Here is a 17,339-nt window from a genome sequence, read left to right on the forward strand (position 1 = left end):
GACGGGCCGATGGGTAGGATTCCCTCCGTGTCGAGTACGAGTCGCAAGAAGAAGTCCTCCAGCGGCCGCCCCGGGGGCAGCCCGCGAGCGGTCGTCGTGAAGCCCGCCGGTCCCCGCGAGTGGATCGCCGGCGCCCGCCTCCGCACCCTCCCGCTGGCCGTCGCCCCCGTGCTCATCGGCACCGGAGCGACCCAGGTCGTCGACGAGGGCTGGCACTGGGTGCGCGCCCTGCTCTGCCTGGCCGTCTCGCTCGCCCTGCAGATCGCCGTCAACTACGCCAACGACTACTCCGACGGCGTGCGCGGCACCGACGCCAACCGCGTCGGACCCTCGCGGCTGACCGGCTCCGGAGCGGCGAAGCCCCGCCAGGTGCTCACCGTCGCCCTGGTCTTCTTCGGGATCGCGGCCGTCGCCGGCCTCGTGCTCACCGCCCTCTCGGGGCAGTGGTGGTTCCTGATCGTCGGCGCGGCGGCGATCGCGGCCGGCTGGTTCTACACCGGCGGACGCCGCCCCTACGGCTACCTCGGGCTCGGCGAGCTCTTCGTCTTCGTGTTCTTCGGCCTGGTCGCCACCGTCGGCACCACGTTCGTGCAGATCGGCCGCACCAACCAGGAGTCGTGGCTCGGCGCCGTGGCGGCGGGCCTGTTCGCCTGCGCCGTGCTCATGGTCAACAACATCCGCGACATCCCGACCGACCGCCTCTCGGGCAAGCGGACCCTCGCGGTCCTCGCGGGACCGGCCGTGTCCCGGGCGATCTACACGGGCTTCGTGCTGATCCCGTTCGGCATCGCGGTGATCCTCGCGCTGTTCTACCCGCTGGCGTGGCTGACGCTCTTCGTGCTTCTGATGATCCTGCCGGCCATCCTGATCACCCTGACGGCGAAGACGGCGAAGGAGCTCATCCTGGCGCTGCAGCTGACCAGCCTGGGCGGGCTCGCCTACGCGGTCATCCTCGGGGCGGCGCTGGCGTTCTAGAGCGGCGGCTCGCACGAGGCGGGCTCGGGTGGGCCGGATCGGGTGAGATCGGCTGTTGCGCGCCGGGCCTGGTGCGAGCGGGGTCAGCGCGTCCGAGGGGAGGCCTCGCCGGCGGGAGCGCCCGGCTCAGCGGTCGTCGCGGGTCGCGTCGACCGCGGCGTCCTCGACGTCGTCGTCGGTCGGGGCGCGCGGGACGTCCTTGCGGCGCTCGTAGATCGCCTCCGCGATGCGCTCGCGGGGCTTCCTCAGCAGGATGTAGGAGAGGGACAGGCTCGCGATCGCGGCGACGAAGCCCGCGGTGACCGCTGCCGTCAGCTCCGAGTCGACGAAGGTGCGCGCCGGCAGGTACACCAGCACGAAGACGCCGGCGAACATCGCCAGGCGCAGGAGCGAGTAGACGACGACCGCGCGGCTCAGTTTCACCGGGACAGTGTACGTCGGCCCCTGCACGCGCTTCCGTGAGCACCGTGGGAGCCTCCTGTCCAGCGTCCGTGCGGACCCTCCCCGACGGGGGTGCCGGACGTAGACTCGTGTCCATGATCCGCCTCGTCATCGGCCTGCTCGTGGCCCTCGCCGTCTTCACGGTCTACACCGTGATCGACGTCGCGATGAGCAACCGTCACGCCGTGCGGGCGATCCCGAAGTGGTCCTGGCTCCTGGTGGTGCTGATCCTCCCGGTCATCGGTGCGGGACTGTGGTTCTGGATCGGCCGCCCCCGCAAGCAGCGCGCCGCCGGCCGCCGCTACACCGCTCCGGACGACGACCCCGACTTCCTCGGCACCCTCCGCACCGAGCGCGACCCCGAGGAGGAGCGCCTGCAGGCCGAGCGCATCGCCCAGCTCGAGCGCGACCTCGCCGACATGGACGAGCAGGGCGAGGCCGACGGCCCCGGCCGCCGGGATGCCTGAGCACCGGCCGGTCGCCCCCTCCACCCGATTCGCGGTCGACCTCCTCATCCGCTTCGTCGCGCTCGGCGTCCGCGACGTCGTCGTCGCTCCGGGCTCCCGCTCGCAGGCGCTCGCCCTGGTGGCGGCCGAGCTCGAGACCCGCGGCGACATCCGGCTGCACGTGCGGATCGACGAGCGCTCCGCGGGGTTCCTGGCGCTGGGCCTCGCCCTCGAATCCCGGATGCCGGCGCTCGTGATCACGACCTCCGGCACGGCGACCGCGAACCTGCACCCGGCCGTGCTCGAGGCGGACGCCTCGGACGTGCCGATGATCGTCCTGACCGCCGACCGGCCCGACGAGCTGCGCGGCATCCGCTCGAACCAGACGGCCGAGCAGCGCGAGCTGTACGGGCGAGCCGCGCGGCTGTTCGAGGACGTCGCTGCTCCGGACGACGCCTCCCTGCCCGAGGACGCGCGGGCGCTCGCCGATCGTGCCGTCACCGCGGCGCGCCGCGGGCCGGTCCACCTGAACCTCTCCTTCCGCGATCCGCTCTCCTCCGCTCTGCCCCACATGGAGCGGGTCGAACCGGTCTCGTCGCCCGCCGCCGGATCCGGGATCCCGCGTGCCGTCGTGACCGCCGGTCCTGGTGAGCCGCTCACGGTCGTCATCGCCGGGGACAAGGCGGGCGCCGCGGCCGAGGAGATCGCTCGCGCCGGAGACTGGCCGCTGCTGGCCGAGGTCTCCTCCGGCGCCCGCTTCGGACCGCAGCTCGTCGTCGCCTGGCGGGGCCTGCTCGGCGAGCCCGACTTCGGCGGACGCATCCGCCGGGCGATCGTGCTCGGACACCCGACGCTCTCCCGCGAGGTCCCCGAGCTGCTGCGGCGCGAGGACGTCGAGGTGATCGTCGTGGACGCCGTGCGCGAGCAGTTCTACAACCCCGGCCGGCGCGCCCGCCGCGTCGGAGGCGTCGACGTGGTCCGCCCCGAGGGGTCGCCGCGTCCCGAGCGCGGCGAGCGCGCCTGGGCCGGATCCTGGGTGTCCGCGAGCCGCGCCCTGACGGTCGACCCCGACGAGCTGGACGAGGTCCCCGACGCCGGGTCGATGTCGGTCGAGGACCGCCGCGGCTACGCGCGCAACGCCCTCGCCGCGATCAGGGCACCGCTCACCCGCGACTTCGTCGTCGCCGCGGTCTGGAAGGTCACCTGGCCGCACGACCGGCTGCTGTTCGGAGCGTCGCGGCTGATCCGCGTCGCCGACGGGACCCTGCCGGGCAAGCGGATATCCGTCCTGGCGAACCGCGGCCTCGCCGGCATCGACGGCACGATCTCGACGGCTCTCGGGATCGCGGTGGCTTCGCAGGCGACCGAGCAGGGAGCCGGCGGAGTCACCCGGGCGGTCCTCGGCGATCTCACTCTGCTCCACGAGGCCGGCGGCCTCCTCCTCCCGCCCGGAGAGCGACGCCCGCGCGTGCAGCTCGTCGTCGTGAACGACGGGGGCGGCACGATCTTCGACGGACTCGAGGTCGCGTCGAGCTCGCATCCCGATGCGTTCGACCGCGTGCAGTTCACCCCGCAGAACGCCGATCTGGAGGCTCTCGCGCGCGCCTACGGGTGGGGCCACCGTCGTGCGGCGACGCGCGGCGAGCTGGAGCAGGCGCTGACCTCGCCGGGTGACGGGCCGGGCATCGTGGAGATCCGGCTCGAGCGCTGAGTCCGCGCGGGTCCGGTCGGACGGTCCTCCACAGGTCGTCGTCGGACGCTGTTCTCCCGGGGACGCCTCGTTCGAGCTCCGCAGCTCGTCTGCTGCTGCTTCGCTGGAGGCATGGCTGATGCGGAGACGGTGCGAGGAGAGGTCCTCGCCCTCGGCGACCGGGCGGCGGCGCTCGCGAGGAGCGCCTCCCCGGTGCTCCTGACCGCGGCGGAGGCGCTGCACGCGGGACACCGCGCGGCGCTGACCTGTCCCGACGCGTTCGCCCGAGGCTCCTCGACGGACAGCAAGGATGCGACGGACCTCGTCGAACGGTCGATCCGAGCGGAGTTCGCCGTCGCCCTCGGGGTCTCCGAGCGCACCGCCGCCAGGGAGCTGCTGCACGCCTCGCTCCTGATGGAGGAGCTGCCGCGGACCCGCTCCGCGCTCGCCGACGCCAGGATGCGCTGGGAGGCCGGCCAGCTCATCTGCTCCGTCGCGGCGACCCTCCCCGCAGCGGCGCGCGCGGCCTACGACGACCGGGCCGTCGACCTCGCGGAGACGCTGACCCCGGGGCAGCTGCGCCACGCCCTCGCGCGGGTGCGGGAGGAGCTGCACGACGAGCCCCTCGTTGAGCGGCACGCTCGCGCCCGCGAGGACCGCCGGGTGTGGATGACAGCCGGGATCGACGGCATGGCGACGGTCTGCGCGCACGTCCCCGCGCCCGAGGCCGTCGGAGCGCTCGCCCGGCTCGACCGCATCGCGAGGGATCTGCGGGACGGCGCCGAAGGGGACCGCGATCTGCGGACGCTGGCGCAGCTCCGCGCCGATGCGTGGGCCGACCTGCTCTGCCACGGGGACGTGGCGGGGACCACTCCGGAGGGAGCCGCGGCGCCCTCGACCGGGCTGCGGGCCGAGGTGAGAGTCACCGTGGCGGCGAGCACCGCCGCAGGTGACGACGAGGCGGCCGCCGAGCTCGACGGCTACGGGCCGATCCCCGCCGAGGCGGTGCGAGCGCTCATCGACGACGACGCCGCCTTCACTCCCGTGCTGACCGACGAGGAGACCGGCGCGGTCGTCTCCGTCGGGCGCCGCCACCGCCTCCCGCCGCCGAGGATGAGGCTGCTGGTCCGCCTCCGCGACCAGACCTGCCGCTTCCCGGGCTGCACCCGGCCGGCGTCCTCGACGGAGACCGACCACAGCGTCGAATGGCGGAACGGGGGAGAGACGACTCCCGACAACCTCGCCTCCCTGTGCGTCGCCCACCACCACGTGCGCCACGGCGACCGCTGGACGTATCTGCTCCATCCGGACGGCACAGCGGACTGGACCACACCGACCGGCCGTCGCGTGACGACCCGGCCGCCGGCACTGCCCGGGCGTCCGCCGGTGGGTGCAGGACGACGGCCGGGTGCTCCCCGGCTCGACGGGGACCCGGCGGGGTAGCCGACGGCTTCAGCGACTCCCGACGTGCGTCATGCCAGCGCGTCGGTGATCGGGCGGAACTTCATGCGGGTCTCGGCGAGCTCGGACTCGGGAACGCTGTCGGCCACGATGCCGGCGCCCGCCCAGGCCGTGACCGCGCCCTCGGCCGTGACCTCGGCGCTGCGGAGTCCGACAGCCCACTCGCCGTCGCCGTTGCCGTCGATCCAGCCGACGGGTCCTGCGTACCGACCGCGGTCGAAGGGCTCCAGGTGCTCGATGAGCGCAAGGGCATCGGCGGTCGGAGTGCCGGCCACTGCAGCGGTCGGGTGAAGAGCATCGACGAGATCGAGCGCGCTGGAGGAGTCGTCCAGAATTCCTCGGACGTCCGTCGCGAGGTGCCAGAGATTCGGCAGGCGGAGCGTGAACGGGGCGGCGCCCGCCGTCAGCTCCCGTGTGTGGGGCTCGAGTTCCCGGACCAGACTGGCGAGAGCGAAAGCGTGCTCCGAGCGGTCCTTCGGACTCTCGAGCAGAGCGGCCTCCACGTCCGCGTCGGCGAGGGGATCCTCGCCTCGTGCGGCCGTGCCGGCCAACACCCTCGCCGAGATCTCGCCCCGATCGACCGCGACCAGCGTCTCCGGACTGGCGCCGAGGAATCCGTCCACGGCGAAGCCCCAGCAGTCCGGGTACCGCTCGGTGAGCGCACCCAGCATCCGACGCAGGTCCGCCCCCGGCGGGAGCCGCCCCTGCAGATCGCGCGCGATCACGACCTTGGACAGCTCACCCGCCCGGATCGTCTCCACCGCGGCAGCGACCGCCGCGCGGTACCCGTCCGGCGGCAGCGCACCGGGCGAGAGCGGCACGTGGTACTCCGCCCCCAGCGGCTCCTCGCTCGGCGTATACGGTCTCTCCGCCTCGCCGATCGTGATCCGCGTCAGCCATGACCGGCCGTCGCGCGTCCCGATCACGGTGCGCGGCACGATCAGCACGCTCGTCGCCTCGGATCGGCTCGAGAAAGCGAAGGTCCCGAACGCGACCAGCCCCGTCCCGGGCAGTCCGACCCGGTCCTCCACCGTCGCCGCGTCGCAGAGCCGACGCCAGGTTGCCGCCGCCTCCCGCAGCCGTTCCGGGCCCGAGAACTCGAGGCGCAGGGCCTCGCCGCGTCCGCTGAGCCCGGCGCCGTCGCGCTGCCAGAGGAGGGGCCGCCTCGGGTCGGAGTGGGAGAGGAGCGACGGCGGAGAGTCCAGTGGAGTCGTCTCCGCACGCAGCAGGGGGGTTCCAGCGCCGATGAGCGTCACCTCAGCAGGGTACGCCCGCGCCAGAAGGTGGGACGTCCCATGCCGCGGGGCTCGGGGCGCAGGGCTCCGTTGCTACCGTGATCCGGTCCGGGGCCGCCGCGCGAGGCGGAGCGGGGCGGTCCCGGCGCTTCCCCAGGGGGGAGCGCGCCGACCGGGCGCGGGGCGGCGGATGCACAGCCGCCGTCCCTCGTCTCGCCGTAGACTTGCGGATCGTGACGAAGGCAGACCTCACCAAACGGCCCGACGAGGTCGCCTCGATGTTCGACACCGTGGCTCCCGCCTACGACCTGGTGAACGGACTCCTCTCGGTGGGGAACGACCGGCTCTGGCGGATCGCGACGACTCGCGCCGTCAACCCTGCTCCCGGTGAGCGCATTCTCGACATCGCGGCCGGCACCGGAACGTCGAGCGCGTCGCTGGCGCGGTCGGGCGCCCAGGTCGTCGCAGCCGACTTCTCCCCGGGGATGATCGCCGTCGGCCGTCGCCGTCAGGCGGGCAACGACCGGATCGAGTTCGTCCAGGCCGACGCGATGGACCTCCCGTTCGAGGACGAGTCGTTCGACGCCGTGACCATCTCGTTCGGTCTGCGCAACGTGGCCGAGCCGAGGACGGCGCTCGCCGAGTTCCTGCGTGTGCTGAAGCCCGGCGGCCGGATCGTGATCTGCGAGTTCTCGACTCCGCCGATCGCTCCGCTGGCCGCCGCGTACGACTTCTACCTGTCGAGGGTCATGCCCGCCGTCGTGCGCCTCGCGTCGTCGAACAATCCTGCGTACGACTATCTCGGCGATTCCATCCGGGCCTGGCCGGAGCAGAGCGTCGTCGCCGCCTGGCTCCGCGCGGCGGGCTTCGAGCGTGTGGCCTACCGCGATCTGACCGCGGGCATCGTGGCGCTGCACCGCGGCGTCAAGCCGATCGCGGCGACCCGATGACGACCGGGGTCCGCACAGGCCGAGACGTTAGGGTTTCCCTGTGAACGCCACTGCGCCCGTCGCCCGTCGCAGCCCGTCTCTGACGGCGCAGCTCGGCCTCTCCGAGCGCATCTTCTCCTCCTCGTCGGACCGCGCTCTCGCCCGCACGATCGACGCGGGTCTGGAGCAGGTCGAGGAGGGTCTCGTCCGGCAGCTGTCCTTCGCGGACGCCGTGGCCGACGTCTCCACCCGGTACCTCCTCGAGGCGGGCGGCAAGCGCGTGCGCCCGATGCTCACCCTCCTGGCCGCGTCGCTGGGCCGTGGCAACACGCCGCAGGTCCTGCTGGGCGCGCAGGCGATCGAGATCACCCATCTCGCATCGCTCTACCACGACGACGTCATGGACGAGGCGGAGAAGCGCCGCGGCGTCCCGTCGGCGCAGACCGTGTGGGGCAACAACGTGGCCATCCTGACGGGCGATCTGCTCTTCGCCCGCGCGAACCAGCTGATGGTCGAGCTCGGCGACAAGGCGATCCGGCTCCAGGCCGACACGTTCGAGCGGCTCGTCCTCGGGCAGCTGCACGAGACGGTCGGCCCGACCGACGGCGAGGACCCGGTCGAGCACTACCTGTCCGTCCTGGCCGACAAGACCGGGTCCCTGATCGCCGCGGCGGGCCGCACGGGAGTCGCGTTCTCGGAGGCTCCGGAGGAGTACGAGGAGGCCATGCGCGTCTTCGGCGAGAAGATCGGCGTCGCCTTCCAGATCGTCGACGACGTCATCGACCTCTCTCCCCAGCCGGAGGAGACCGGCAAGAACCCCGGCACGGACATCCGCGCCGGCGTGTCGACGCTGCCGATCCTGCGCCTGCGCGAGCGCGCCTCCTCGGACAGGGACGCCGCGGCTCTCCTCGCCCGCATCGAGAGCTATGTGAGCCGCTCGAACGACGCCATCGCGCACACGGAGGAGCAGAGCGCCGACATCTCGGACGCCATCGCTCAGCTGCGCGATCACGACGTCACCGCGCAGACCCTCGCCGAGGCCCACCGGTGGGCCGACGAGGCCGTCGCCGCCCTCGCTCCGCTGCCCGACGGCTCCGTCCGCAAGGCGCTGACGCGCTTCGCCGACACCGTCGTCGAGCGCAACGGCTGACCCCGATCGTCGCGGCGCGCCCTGCGCCGCAGGAATGAGACCGGTTGTGCGCTGCGGCGCCCCGGCAGGAGGAACGCAATGACCAAGCTCAGGCTGGCCATCGTCGGCGCGGGTCCCGCGGGCATCTACGCCGCCGACCTCATGATCAAGGCCGAGAAGAAGTACGACGTCTCGATCGATCTGTTCGAGCACCTGCCCGCGCCCTACGGCCTGGTCCGCTACGGCGTGGCGCCCGATCACCCGCGCATCAAGGGGATCATCACCGCGCTGCGGGAGGTGCTCGACCGGGGCGACATCCGCATCTTCGGCAACGTGCACTTCGGGACCGACATCACGCTCGAGGATCTCAAGCGGCACTACCACGCCGTGATCTTCGCGACCGGCGCCGTCCGGGACGCTCCGCTCGACGTCCCGGGTGTCGAGCTCGAGGGCTCCTACGGTGCGGCCGACTTCGTCAGCTGGTTCGACGGCCACCCCGACGTGTCGCGCACCTGGCCGCTGGAGGCGTCCTCCGTCGCCGTCATCGGCAACGGCAACGTGGCGCTCGACGTCTCGCGGATGCTGGCGAAGCACGCCGAGGACCTCCTGCCCACCGAGGTCCCGCCGAACGTCTACGAGGGGCTGAAGGCGTCTCCTGTCACCGACGTGCACGTCTTCGGGCGCCGCGGTCCCGCTCAGGTGAAGTTCACGCCGCTGGAGCTGCGCGAGCTGGGCGAGCTGCGCGACGTCGACATGATCGTCGCCGACGAGGACTTCGACCTCGATCCCGCTTCGGAGGCCGCCATCGCGACCAACAAGCAGGTCATGGTCATCAACCGGGTGCTCAACCAGTGGCGCACCCGTGAGGTCGGGAGCGCCTCGCGTCGTCTCCACCTGCACTTCTGGGCGAAGCCGCTCGAGTTCGTGGACGACGGATCCGGTCGGGTCGGCGCGATCCGGTACGAGCGCACCGAGCCGGACGGCGAGGGCGGAGTGCGCGGCACGGGTGAGATCCGCGAGGTCCCGGTGCAGGCCGTGTACCGCGCGGTCGGCTACTTCGGCTCGCCGCTCGACGGCCTCCCGTTCGACGAGATGCGCGGCGTGATCCCGAACCGCGAGGGCCAGGTCCTGGACGACGAGGACCAGCAGGTCCACGGCGTCTACGCGACCGGCTGGATCAAGCGCGGACCGGTGGGCCTCATCGGGCACACCAAGTCCGACGCCATGGAGACCGTCGCGCACGTGCTCAACGACCAGGCGTCCTGGTGGACGCCCGAGCACCCCGAGGAGGCGGCCGTGGTCGCCCTGCTCGAGGAGCGGGAGATCGCCTACACGGATCTCGACGGCTGGCACCGGCTGGACGAGCACGAGATGGCGCTCGGCGAGCCCGAGGGCCGTGCGCGGGTGAAGGTCGTTCCCCGCGAGGACATGATCGCGATCTCGCGGGCGGAGCCGGCCGCGCTCTGACGCGTGGTCTCCGAACGGCCCTCCGGTGCAGTCCGGAGGGCCGTTCGTCGTTCCGGCGCGGACGCCGCGCACCTCCTCTAGGATTCGGGCACCGCTCTGGACGGAGACAGCATGACCACGGCCGCGCCCCACGACCTCATCCGGGTGCGCGGTGCGCGCCAGAACAACCTCCGGGGGATCGACGTCGACATTCCGAAGCGGAGGATCACCGTGTTCACCGGGGTCTCGGGCTCCGGCAAGTCGTCGCTCGTCTTCGGCACCATCGCGGCCGAGTCCCAGCGCCTCATCAACGAGACCTACTCCGCCTTCGTGCAGCAGTTCATGGGGTCGCCGGCCCGCCCGGACGTGGAGTCGCTCGACGGACTGTCGGCCACGATCGTCGTCGACCAGGAGCGGATGGGGTCGAACGGCCGGTCCACGGTCGGCACGGCGACCGACGCGTACACGATGCTGCGGATCCTCTTCAGCCGGATCGGCGATCCGCACGCGGGCACGAGCGGTGCGTTCTCCTTCAACCTGCCGGAGGGGATGTGCCCGCGGTGCGAGGGGACGGGCCGGGTGTCGAGCATCGACCTCGACGCGCTGATCGACCGCTCGAAGTCGCTCGAGGGCGGCGCTCTCGACGCGATCCCCAACTTCGTCGTCGGCGGCTGGTACTGGAAGGGCCTCGCCGAGTCCGGCCTCTATCCGGCCGATGTGCCGATCGCCGACTTCACGCCCGAGCAGATGGACGCGTTCCTCCACCGTCCGGCCACGAAGATGGCCATCGCCGGGATGACGATGACCTACGAGGGCCTCCTGGTGAAGGTCACCCGCCTCTACCTGGCGAAGGAGGCGGCGCAGCCGCACATCCGCGCCTTCGCCGAGCGGGTGGCGACCTTCGCCGCCTGTCCCGAGTGCGGAGGCGGCCGGCTCACCCGGGTGGCGCTGGAGTCGCGCATCGGGGGCCGGAACATCGCCGAGTGCGCCGCGCTGCAGGCGACCGACCTCGCCGCGTGGCTCCGCGGACTGCAGGCGCCGTCCGTCGCTCCGATCGTCGAGACCCTCCTCGGGACGCTCGACGCCCTCGTCCAGGTCGGCCTCGGCTACCTGTCGCTCGATCGGGAGTCGGGCACCCTCTCGGGCGGTGAGGCGCAGCGGGTCAAGATGGTGCGGCATCTGGGGTCGAGCCTCACGGACGTCACGTACGTCTTCGACGAGCCGACGGCGGGTCTGCATCCGCACGACGTCTCGCGGATGATCGAGCTGCTGCGGCGCCTGCGGGACAAGGGCAACACCGTCCTGGTGGTCGAGCACAAGCCGGAGATCATCGAGATCGCCGATCACGTGGTCGACCTCGGTCCGAGGGCCGGCGCGCACGGCGGCGAGCTGCGGTTCGAGGGGACGGTGGCGCAGCTGCGCACGTCGGACACCCTGACGGGCCGTCATCTCGGTCACCGCGTCCCGCTGAAGGAGGCCGTGCGCCGTCCGACCGGGGCGGTGGAGATCCGCGGGGCCTCCACGCACAACCTCCGCGGCGTCGACGTGGACGTCCCGCTGGGCGTGCTGACCGTCGTCACCGGAGTCGCCGGCTCGGGCAAGTCGTCGCTCCTGCACGGCTCGCTCGCGGGTCGGCCGGGTGTGGTGGTGGCCGACCAGTCGCCGATCCGCGGGTCGCGGCGCAGCAATCCGGCGACCTACACCGGGGTCCTCGACGCGATCCGGGCGGCCTTCGCGAAGGCGAACGGTGTGAGACCGGCGCTCTTCAGCGCGAACTCGGCAGGCGCCTGCCCCGTCTGCAAGGGGGCCGGGATGATCTTCACCGAGCTGGGCCCCGCCGCGACGGTCTCGTCGGTCTGCGAGGAGTGCGACGGCAAGCGGTTCACCGCTGAGGTGCTCGAGTACCGCCTCCGCGGGAGGAACATCCACGAGGTGCTCTCGATGCCCATCGTCGACGCCGCGGAGTTCTTCGCGAGCGGACCGGCGCACACGGTGCTCGCCCGTCTCGTCGACGTCGGTCTCGGCTACCTCACGCTCGGACAGCCGTTGAACACGCTGTCCGGGGGCGAGCGCCAGCGCCTCAAGCTCGCGATCAACATGGCCTCGTCCGGATCCGTCTACCTGCTCGACGAGCCGACCACGGGCCTGCACCTCGCGGACGTCGACACGCTGCTCGGACTGCTCGACCGGCTGGTCGACTCCGGGAACTCGGTCGTGGTGATCGAGCACCACCGCGCCCTGATGGCGCACGCGGACTGGATCATCGACGTGGGGCCCGGAGCCGGGCACGACGGAGGGACGATCGTCTTCGAGGGGACTCCGGTCGGGCTCGCGGCGGCGGACACGCTGACCGGACGCGCCCTCGCCGAGTACGCGCGCTGACGCGTCCGCAGCCGCGACGCTCGCGCGTCAGCGCGAGAACGGGCCGGACAGGGCCGCCCACTGCAGGAGCATGATCGTCTTCGCGTCGACGATCTGCACGCCGATCTGGGTCAGCGCCTCGTCGAACGAGAGCTCGAGGACCTCGATGTCCTCGCCCTCGTCGGCGAGTCCCGCGAACGCTCCGCTGCGGGTGCCCGCGCGGTAGCGCCCGGCGTAGAAGTGCAGCTTCTCGGTGACCGAGCCGGGGCTCATGAACGCGTCGAACACGTGCTCGAGCCGGCCGACCTCGAGTCCGGTCTCCTCGGACGCCTCGCGGCGGGCGCCCTCCTCGGGCCCGTCCTCGTCCAGGAGACCGGCGGGCACTTCGAGGAGCATCCCGTCGAGGTCGCCGTTCACGTACGCGGGGTAGCGGAACTGCCGGATCAGGACGACGGTGCGCGCTTCGGCGTCGTAGAGCAGGACCGCCGCGCCGTTACCCCGGTCGTAGGTCTCGCGCTGCTCGCTCGTCCAGCTGCCGTCGCGGTGCCGGTAGTCGAAGCGGGTGGTGCGGAGGACGTACCAGTCGCTCGAGAGGAGGGTGACCTCCTTCACGACCACGTCGGGGTTCCCGACGAGGTCGAGCCCGTCCCTGTCGAGTCCGGTGCGGCCCCGCCGGTCGGGCTCGTCGATTCCGGCGGTCACGCGCGTGCTCCCGTGTGCGTCATTCCTCAGCGGAAGTTGACGAACTGGAGGTCGAGCTCGAGGTCGGCCCCGCGCAGGAGCGCCATGGTCGCCTGGAGGTCGTCGCGGCTCTTCGAGGAGACGCGGAGCTCGTCGCCCTGGATCTGCGACTTGACCGACTTCGGCGCCTCGTCGCGGATGAGCTTGTTGATCTTCTTCGCGTGCTCCTGGTCGATGCCCTCCTTGAGGGTGGCCTCGATCCGGTACTCCTTGCCGGACGCGAAAGGCTCGCCCGCGTCGAGGCTCTTGAGGCTGATGCCGCGCTTGATCAGCTTCGACTGGAAGACGTCGAGGATGGCGTTCGCCCGCTCCTCGGTGTTGGCCTTGATCAGGATCTTCTCGCCGCTCCAGGCGATCGAGGCGCCGACGTTCTTGAAGTCGTAGCGCTGCTCGACCTCCTTGTGGGCCTGGTTCAGGGCGTTGTCCGCCTCCATCTTGTCGATCTTGCTGACGACGTCGAACGTTGAATCTGCCATGGCTCCGAGTTTAGCTTTCAGGCGTGGCGGAGCCCGGCCCCAGGCGCGGCTGGTACCTCTGAGGGGTGCGCCGCCTCCCCGTTCTCGTCCTCGTCCCGCTCGCCGGCCTCCTCCTGGCCGGCTGCGGCCAGCGGCCGCCCGCGCTGACGGTCGAGGAGGGCCTGTCCACCGTCCCTCCCGCGGCGACCGCTCCCGTCGCGGCCGACCCCGTCGTGCTGGAGGATCCCGAGCAGGCCGCGGCGACGCCGGTGCGACTGCTCGCCGACGAGGCGTGGCTGGGCACGGCGTCCGAGGGGAGCGGCATCCCGCTGCGTGCGCTCACCGCCTACGCGGGCACGGCCCTCCTCACGGCGTCGGTCGACCCCGACTGCCGGTTGGACTGGGCGACCCTGGCCGGCATCGGCTACGTCGAGAGCAGGCACGGCACGATCGACGGCGGCGAGCTGGGCGAGGACGGGCGGCCGACGGAGCCGATCTACGGTCCGCGCCTGGACGGAGCGCGCTTCGACCGGGTCCCCGACAACGACGGCGGGGCTCTGGACGGCGACGCCGAGGTCGACCGGGCGATGGGTCCGCTGCAGATCATCCCGGCGACGTGGATGGCGTGGGCGTCGAGCGGATGGGATCCGCAGAACGTGGACCAGCAGGCGGTGACCGCCGCCCGGTACCTCTGCGACGCCGGCGGCGACCTCTCGACCGAGTCGGGATGGCGGGCGGCGATCGCGGCCTACAACCCGGCCGGGAGCTACGCGGGGAAGGTCGCGGAGGCGGCGTCCCGCTACGCGGCGGAGGCGGACTGAGGCCTCGCGGCACCGATTTCCGATCCGCCGGTCGCGTGGGTATCCTTGCTGAGCGCCTCCGGTTGTGAACACGCGGTCGGGTGCGCCACGGCGAGTTACCCTAGCGGCCAAAGGGATCTGACTGTAAATCAGACGGCGTAGCCTTCGGGGGTTCGAATCCCTCACTCGCCACCGAGCAGGAACACCCGGCAGACGCCCCGGCATCACGAGATGCGCGGGGCGTTCCGCATGTCGGGGGATCGCCCTTCCGGCGGAGCGCCTTTCCGGGGGAGGACCGGTCCGGCCCGCGCCGTCGCCTCAGCCCCGCGCCTCCTGCTCCAGGAACGCTGCGAGAGAGAGCGGCGGCCGTCCGGTCAGCCGCTCGACGTCGCCCGAGACGTGCTCCAGCTGGCCGGCGGCGATCGCGGAGTAGGTGCTGACCCAGGCGTCCAGCTGCCAGTCCGGTGCGTTCCAGCGGCGGCGTGACGCGTACGCCTCCTCGAGGGTCTCGTCGACGTACACGGCGGGGCGGCCCGCCGCCGTCAGGGTCGCCGCGACCTCGTCGAGGGTGAGGGCCTCGGGCCCGGTCAGCTCGTAGGCGGCTCCGCGGTGCTCGGAGGGGGAGCGGAGGACCGCGGCGGCGGCGCGGGCCACGTCCTCGCGCGCGACGACGGCGGCACGGCCCGATCCCGCGGGTCCGCGGATCGCGCCGTCGTCGCCGAGCATCGCGGGCAGGAAGTCGAGGTAGAGGTTGTCGCGGAGGAACGTCCAGCCCATGCCGGAGCGGCGGATCGCGTCCTCGGTGGCCGCGTGGTCTCGGGCGAGGGTGAAGACCGCGTCGGGTGCGGCTCCGGCGAAGGAGGTGTAGACGACGTGCTCGACACCCGCGGCGGCGGCTGCGTCGACGAACGCGAGGTGCTCGGCGCGGCGCTCCTCGTTCTCGGAGGCGGAGACCATCAGGAGGAGGCGCACGCCCTCGAGCGAGTCGCCCGCGTCGGCGAAGGAGGAGCGCACCACCTCGGCCCCGGGGAGCTCGGGCGCGCGGGACGGGTCGCGGACCAGCAGGCGGAGGGCGTGACCGGCGTCGGCGAGCTCGCGCGCGACGCGACCGCCCACGGCTCCGGTGGCTCCCGTGAGGGCGATAGGGGTGCTCATCCCCCCATGATGGGCCCGATCCCTAGGCTGGGGCCATGAGCGACAACGCCCCCCTCCTCGCCATCGCCCGCTCGATCGCCGTCGAGGCGGCGCACCTCGCCCACCAGCGGCGGCAGGACGGTGTCGAGATCGCCGCGTCGAAGTCGTCCCCCGAGGACGTGGTGACGGCCGCGGACCGGGAGGTCGAGGAGCTGATCCGCCGGCGCCTGGCCGAGGCGCGTCCGGACGACGGCTTCCTCGGCGAGGAGTCGGGGTCGGGGGGCGGCACGAGCGGGCTGACCTGGGTCGTCGATCCGATCGACGGGACCGTCAACTACCTCTACGGCATCCCCTCCTACGCGGTCAGCATCGCTGTGGTGGAGGGGGAGCCGGATCCCGCGACCTGGACCGCGCTCGCCGGCGCGGTCGTGAACGGGGCGACGGGCGAGGTGACCACGGCCAGCCGAGGCGGGGGAGCCGAGCGGGACGGAGTCGTGCTGCAGGTCTCGGCTCCCTCCTCCCTCTCGCTCGCGCTGGTGGGCACCGGCTTCGGCTACGACGCGGGCCGCCGGATGCGTCAGGGCGCCGTGGTGCAGGAGCTCCTGGGCTCGGTCCGCGACATCCGCCGCATCGGCTCGGCGGCGCTCGACCTGTGCTCGGTGGCCACCGGGCAGCTGAACGCGTACTACGAGCGGGGCCTGAACCCGTGGGACCTCGCTGCGGGCGCCCTCATCGCCGAGGAGGCGGGCGCGCGGGTCGCGGGACTCGACGGCGCGCCCTTCGGCTCCGGCCTGCTCATCGCGGCACCGGATCCTCTCTTCGCCGAGCTGGAGGATCTGCTGCGCCGCCTGCGTGCGGACGAGGTGTAACCGCTCTCCCGGGCCGAGCCGACAAGGATTCCGTGCGCCGAGAGGCGGATCGGCGCAGGATCCCGCCGGGGCTCGCCGCGCGTCGTGCCCCGATCGCGCCTGTGCGCGGCGGCCTCTGGCCGGACCCCGCCGGCCGTGGTTATCCTTTATGAATTCGTGATGTTCGCACAGGCTGCGCTCACGGAGCCGAGCGGTGCCTCTCCCTGGAGGCCCGCTCGTCCCCTGCCCCCGACGGAAGACATCGATTTCGTGAGCCCCGATTCGCCCGCCCCCGCTGCCCCTGCATCGACCCCCGGCGAATCGACTCCACCCCTCTCCCGTCGCGAGCTCCGCGAGCGCGAGCGGGCTCTGGCCCTCGCCTCCGACGTCTCGCTGGCGAGCGGCTCCGACGACCTCCTCGCGGCTCCCACGGCGGAGCAGCTGCGCGAAGCGGAGCGCCGCGTCGCCTCGGTCCGCAGCGCCCCGGCCCCGGCCCCCGTCCCCGCACCGCGCGCGACGCCGCTCCGGCCCGTGCGCCGGGCCCGGGTCGGCGGACTCGTCGCCCTCTCCTTCGTCGCGGCCATCGTGGCGGCGACCTCTCTGCCGGCCACATCGCTCCTGACCGCGGAGGACGTGCAGGCGCAGAGCCTCTCGACCCCCTTCGGCGCCGACGCCCGCCGCGGCGCGCAGTCGTTCGTCGCCGGCGAGGTCAGCGCCGAGACGGTCGCCCGCGACGGCTTCGGCGTGCAGGAGCGCAAGACGCAGACCAACGTCGCCGACATCGTCCGCACCTCCGACACCGGCTTCACCAACGACCCGAACGCGTCCATCCAGTGGCCCTTCGCCGTCGGCGTGCCGGTGGGCGACCGCTTCGGCTACCGCAACTGCGCGGGCTGCTCGGTGAACCACGGCGGCACCGACTTCAACCCGGGCGACGGCTCGCCCATCCAGGCGATCGCCGACGGCGTCGTGCGCACGGTCATCGACGGCGAGGGCTCGCTCGGCGTGCACGTGATCGTCGACCACGAGATCGACGGGCAGCTCGTCTCGAGCGTGTACGCGCACATGCAGCACGGCTCGGCGGCCGTGTCCGAGGGCGACCCGGTGAAGGTCGGTCAGCTCCTCGGCCTGGTGGGCACGACCGGCATGTCGACCGGCCCGCACCTGCACTTCGAGATCCGCCTCGACGGCGTGACGAAGGTCGACTCCTACCTCTGGCTCAAGGCCAACGCCGGGCGCTGACCCGGC

Annotated in this window: 16 protein-coding genes and 1 tRNA gene; 12 read left to right on the forward strand and 5 right to left on the reverse strand. The window is 72.5% G+C overall.

Annotated features, from left to right (window positions below; genetic code table 11):
* Nucleotides 1-9: 9 nt before the first annotated feature.
* Nucleotides 10-975, forward strand: a complete 966-nt coding sequence (locus tag C5B92_RS04140; RefSeq protein ID WP_104254848.1) for a 1,4-dihydroxy-2-naphthoate polyprenyltransferase — start codon at nucleotides 10-12, stop codon at nucleotides 973-975.
* A 126-nt stretch (nucleotides 976-1,101) separates the two neighbouring features.
* Here the strand turns inward: C5B92_RS04140 and C5B92_RS04145 are convergent, their stop codons facing one another.
* Entirely contained in the window at nucleotides 1,102-1,398 is a 297-nt protein-coding gene (locus tag C5B92_RS04145; protein WP_104239140.1) for a DUF4229 domain-containing protein, read from the reverse strand.
* Between the two features lie 113 nt (nucleotides 1,399-1,511).
* On the opposite strand from C5B92_RS04145, the gene C5B92_RS04150 reads away from it, so the two are divergent.
* The 3 genes from C5B92_RS04150 (at nucleotide 1,512) to C5B92_RS04160 (ending at nucleotide 4,995) form a co-directional block, all read left to right on the forward strand.
* Nucleotides 1,512-1,883, forward strand: a complete 372-nt coding sequence (locus C5B92_RS04150) for a PLD nuclease N-terminal domain-containing protein (RefSeq protein WP_104225908.1) — start codon at nucleotides 1,512-1,514, stop codon at nucleotides 1,881-1,883.
* Nucleotides 1,876-3,573 (forward strand): 2-succinyl-5-enolpyruvyl-6-hydroxy-3-cyclohexene-1-carboxylic-acid synthase, encoded by a 1,698-nt coding sequence (gene menD, locus C5B92_RS04155; protein ID WP_104254847.1) that lies wholly within the window; start codon nucleotides 1,876-1,878, stop codon nucleotides 3,571-3,573. Before C5B92_RS04150 ends, menD begins: the two co-directional genes overlap by 8 nt.
* Before the next feature lie 111 nt (nucleotides 3,574-3,684).
* A complete protein-coding gene (locus tag C5B92_RS04160) occupies nucleotides 3,685-4,995 on the forward strand; it encodes an HNH endonuclease signature motif containing protein (protein WP_104254846.1) in 1,311 nt (436 codons plus the stop codon).
* A 29-nt stretch (nucleotides 4,996-5,024) separates the two neighbouring features.
* Here the strand turns inward: C5B92_RS04160 and C5B92_RS04165 are convergent, their stop codons facing one another.
* A complete protein-coding gene (locus tag C5B92_RS04165) occupies nucleotides 5,025-6,269 on the reverse strand; it encodes an isochorismate synthase MenF (protein WP_374952913.1) in 1,245 nt (414 codons plus the stop codon).
* A gap of 212 nt (nucleotides 6,270-6,481) precedes the next feature.
* Here C5B92_RS04165 and ubiE point away from each other — a divergent pair, with 212 nt between their 5' ends.
* From ubiE to C5B92_RS04185, 4 genes are all read left to right on the forward strand, one after another.
* Nucleotides 6,482-7,198 (forward strand): bifunctional demethylmenaquinone methyltransferase/2-methoxy-6-polyprenyl-1,4-benzoquinol methylase UbiE, encoded by a 717-nt coding sequence (gene ubiE, locus C5B92_RS04170; RefSeq protein ID WP_104254891.1) that lies wholly within the window; start codon nucleotides 6,482-6,484, stop codon nucleotides 7,196-7,198.
* A gap of 40 nt (nucleotides 7,199-7,238) precedes the next feature.
* Complete coding sequence (locus C5B92_RS04175) at nucleotides 7,239-8,327, forward strand: polyprenyl synthetase family protein (protein WP_104233415.1); 1,089 nt, start codon at nucleotides 7,239-7,241, stop codon at nucleotides 8,325-8,327.
* Between the two features lie 78 nt (nucleotides 8,328-8,405).
* Nucleotides 8,406-9,773 (forward strand): FAD-dependent oxidoreductase, encoded by a 1,368-nt coding sequence (locus tag C5B92_RS04180; RefSeq protein ID WP_104249783.1) that lies wholly within the window; start codon nucleotides 8,406-8,408, stop codon nucleotides 9,771-9,773.
* A gap of 111 nt (nucleotides 9,774-9,884) precedes the next feature.
* Nucleotides 9,885-12,134 (forward strand): excinuclease ABC subunit UvrA, encoded by a 2,250-nt coding sequence (locus tag C5B92_RS04185; RefSeq protein WP_104254845.1) that lies wholly within the window; start codon nucleotides 9,885-9,887, stop codon nucleotides 12,132-12,134.
* Nucleotides 12,135-12,161: 27 nt separating this feature from the next.
* Here C5B92_RS04185 and C5B92_RS04190 read toward each other — a convergent pair whose 3' ends face one another.
* Together C5B92_RS04190 and C5B92_RS04195 are read right to left on the reverse strand one after the other, a co-directional pair.
* Nucleotides 12,162-12,815: an NUDIX domain-containing protein gene (locus C5B92_RS04190; RefSeq protein ID WP_104254844.1), complete on the reverse strand. Its 654-nt coding sequence runs from the start codon at nucleotides 12,813-12,815 to the stop codon at nucleotides 12,162-12,164.
* A 26-nt stretch (nucleotides 12,816-12,841) separates the two neighbouring features.
* Entirely contained in the window at nucleotides 12,842-13,330 is a 489-nt protein-coding gene (locus C5B92_RS04195; protein ID WP_104223606.1) for a YajQ family cyclic di-GMP-binding protein, read from the reverse strand.
* Nucleotides 13,331-13,395: 65 nt separating this feature from the next.
* On the opposite strand from C5B92_RS04195, the gene C5B92_RS04200 reads away from it, so the two are divergent.
* Nucleotides 13,396-14,130, forward strand: a complete 735-nt coding sequence (locus tag C5B92_RS04200) for a hypothetical protein (protein WP_104254843.1) — start codon at nucleotides 13,396-13,398, stop codon at nucleotides 14,128-14,130.
* An 89-nt stretch (nucleotides 14,131-14,219) separates the two neighbouring features.
* Nucleotides 14,220-14,301: transfer RNA gene (locus C5B92_RS04205), tRNA-Tyr, on the forward strand.
* Between the two features lie 126 nt (nucleotides 14,302-14,427).
* Here the strand turns inward: C5B92_RS04205 and C5B92_RS04210 are convergent.
* The gene (locus tag C5B92_RS04210; RefSeq protein ID WP_104254842.1) at nucleotides 14,428-15,264 is read right to left on the reverse strand and encodes an SDR family oxidoreductase; all 837 of its coding nucleotides are present in this window, start codon (nucleotides 15,262-15,264) and stop codon (nucleotides 14,428-14,430) included.
* Between the two features lie 35 nt (nucleotides 15,265-15,299).
* Between C5B92_RS04210 and C5B92_RS04215 the strand changes: the two genes are divergently transcribed.
* Together C5B92_RS04215 and C5B92_RS04220 are read left to right on the forward strand one after the other, a co-directional pair.
* Nucleotides 15,300-16,112, forward strand: a complete 813-nt coding sequence (locus C5B92_RS04215) for an inositol monophosphatase family protein (protein WP_104350094.1) — start codon at nucleotides 15,300-15,302, stop codon at nucleotides 16,110-16,112.
* A 249-nt stretch (nucleotides 16,113-16,361) separates the two neighbouring features.
* Complete coding sequence (locus tag C5B92_RS04220) at nucleotides 16,362-17,333, forward strand: M23 family metallopeptidase (RefSeq protein WP_146079254.1); 972 nt, start codon at nucleotides 16,362-16,364, stop codon at nucleotides 17,331-17,333.
* Nucleotides 17,334-17,339: the final 6 nt, after the last annotated feature.

It is taken from the genome of Rathayibacter sp. AY1A4 (assembly GCF_002930955.1).
In the GTDB taxonomy this organism is placed as follows: domain Bacteria; phylum Actinomycetota; class Actinomycetes; order Actinomycetales; family Microbacteriaceae; genus Rathayibacter.

What these genes read in the sequence shown, in the direction of transcription:
- C5B92_RS04195 (WP_104223606.1), bottom strand. Translation starts at nt 13,330, where the DNA reads ATGGCAGATTCAACGTTCGACGTCGTCAGCAAGATCGACAAGATGGAG.
- C5B92_RS04215 (WP_104350094.1), top strand. Translation starts at nt 15,300, where the DNA reads ATGAGCGACAACGCCCCCCTCCTCGCCATCGCCCGCTCGATCGCCGTC.
- C5B92_RS04160 (WP_104254846.1), top strand. Translation starts at nt 3,685, where the DNA reads ATGGCTGATGCGGAGACGGTGCGAGGAGAGGTCCTCGCCCTCGGCGAC.
- C5B92_RS04140 (WP_104254848.1), top strand. Translation starts at nt 10, where the DNA reads ATGGGTAGGATTCCCTCCGTGTCGAGTACGAGTCGCAAGAAGAAGTCC.
- C5B92_RS04185 (WP_104254845.1), top strand. Translation starts at nt 9,885, where the DNA reads ATGACCACGGCCGCGCCCCACGACCTCATCCGGGTGCGCGGTGCGCGC.
- menD (WP_104254847.1), top strand. Translation starts at nt 1,876, where the DNA reads ATGCCTGAGCACCGGCCGGTCGCCCCCTCCACCCGATTCGCGGTCGAC.
- C5B92_RS04150 (WP_104225908.1), top strand. Translation starts at nt 1,512, where the DNA reads ATGATCCGCCTCGTCATCGGCCTGCTCGTGGCCCTCGCCGTCTTCACG.
- C5B92_RS04210 (WP_104254842.1), bottom strand. Translation starts at nt 15,264, where the DNA reads ATGAGCACCCCTATCGCCCTCACGGGAGCCACCGGAGCCGTGGGCGGT.
- C5B92_RS04180 (WP_104249783.1), top strand. Translation starts at nt 8,406, where the DNA reads ATGACCAAGCTCAGGCTGGCCATCGTCGGCGCGGGTCCCGCGGGCATC.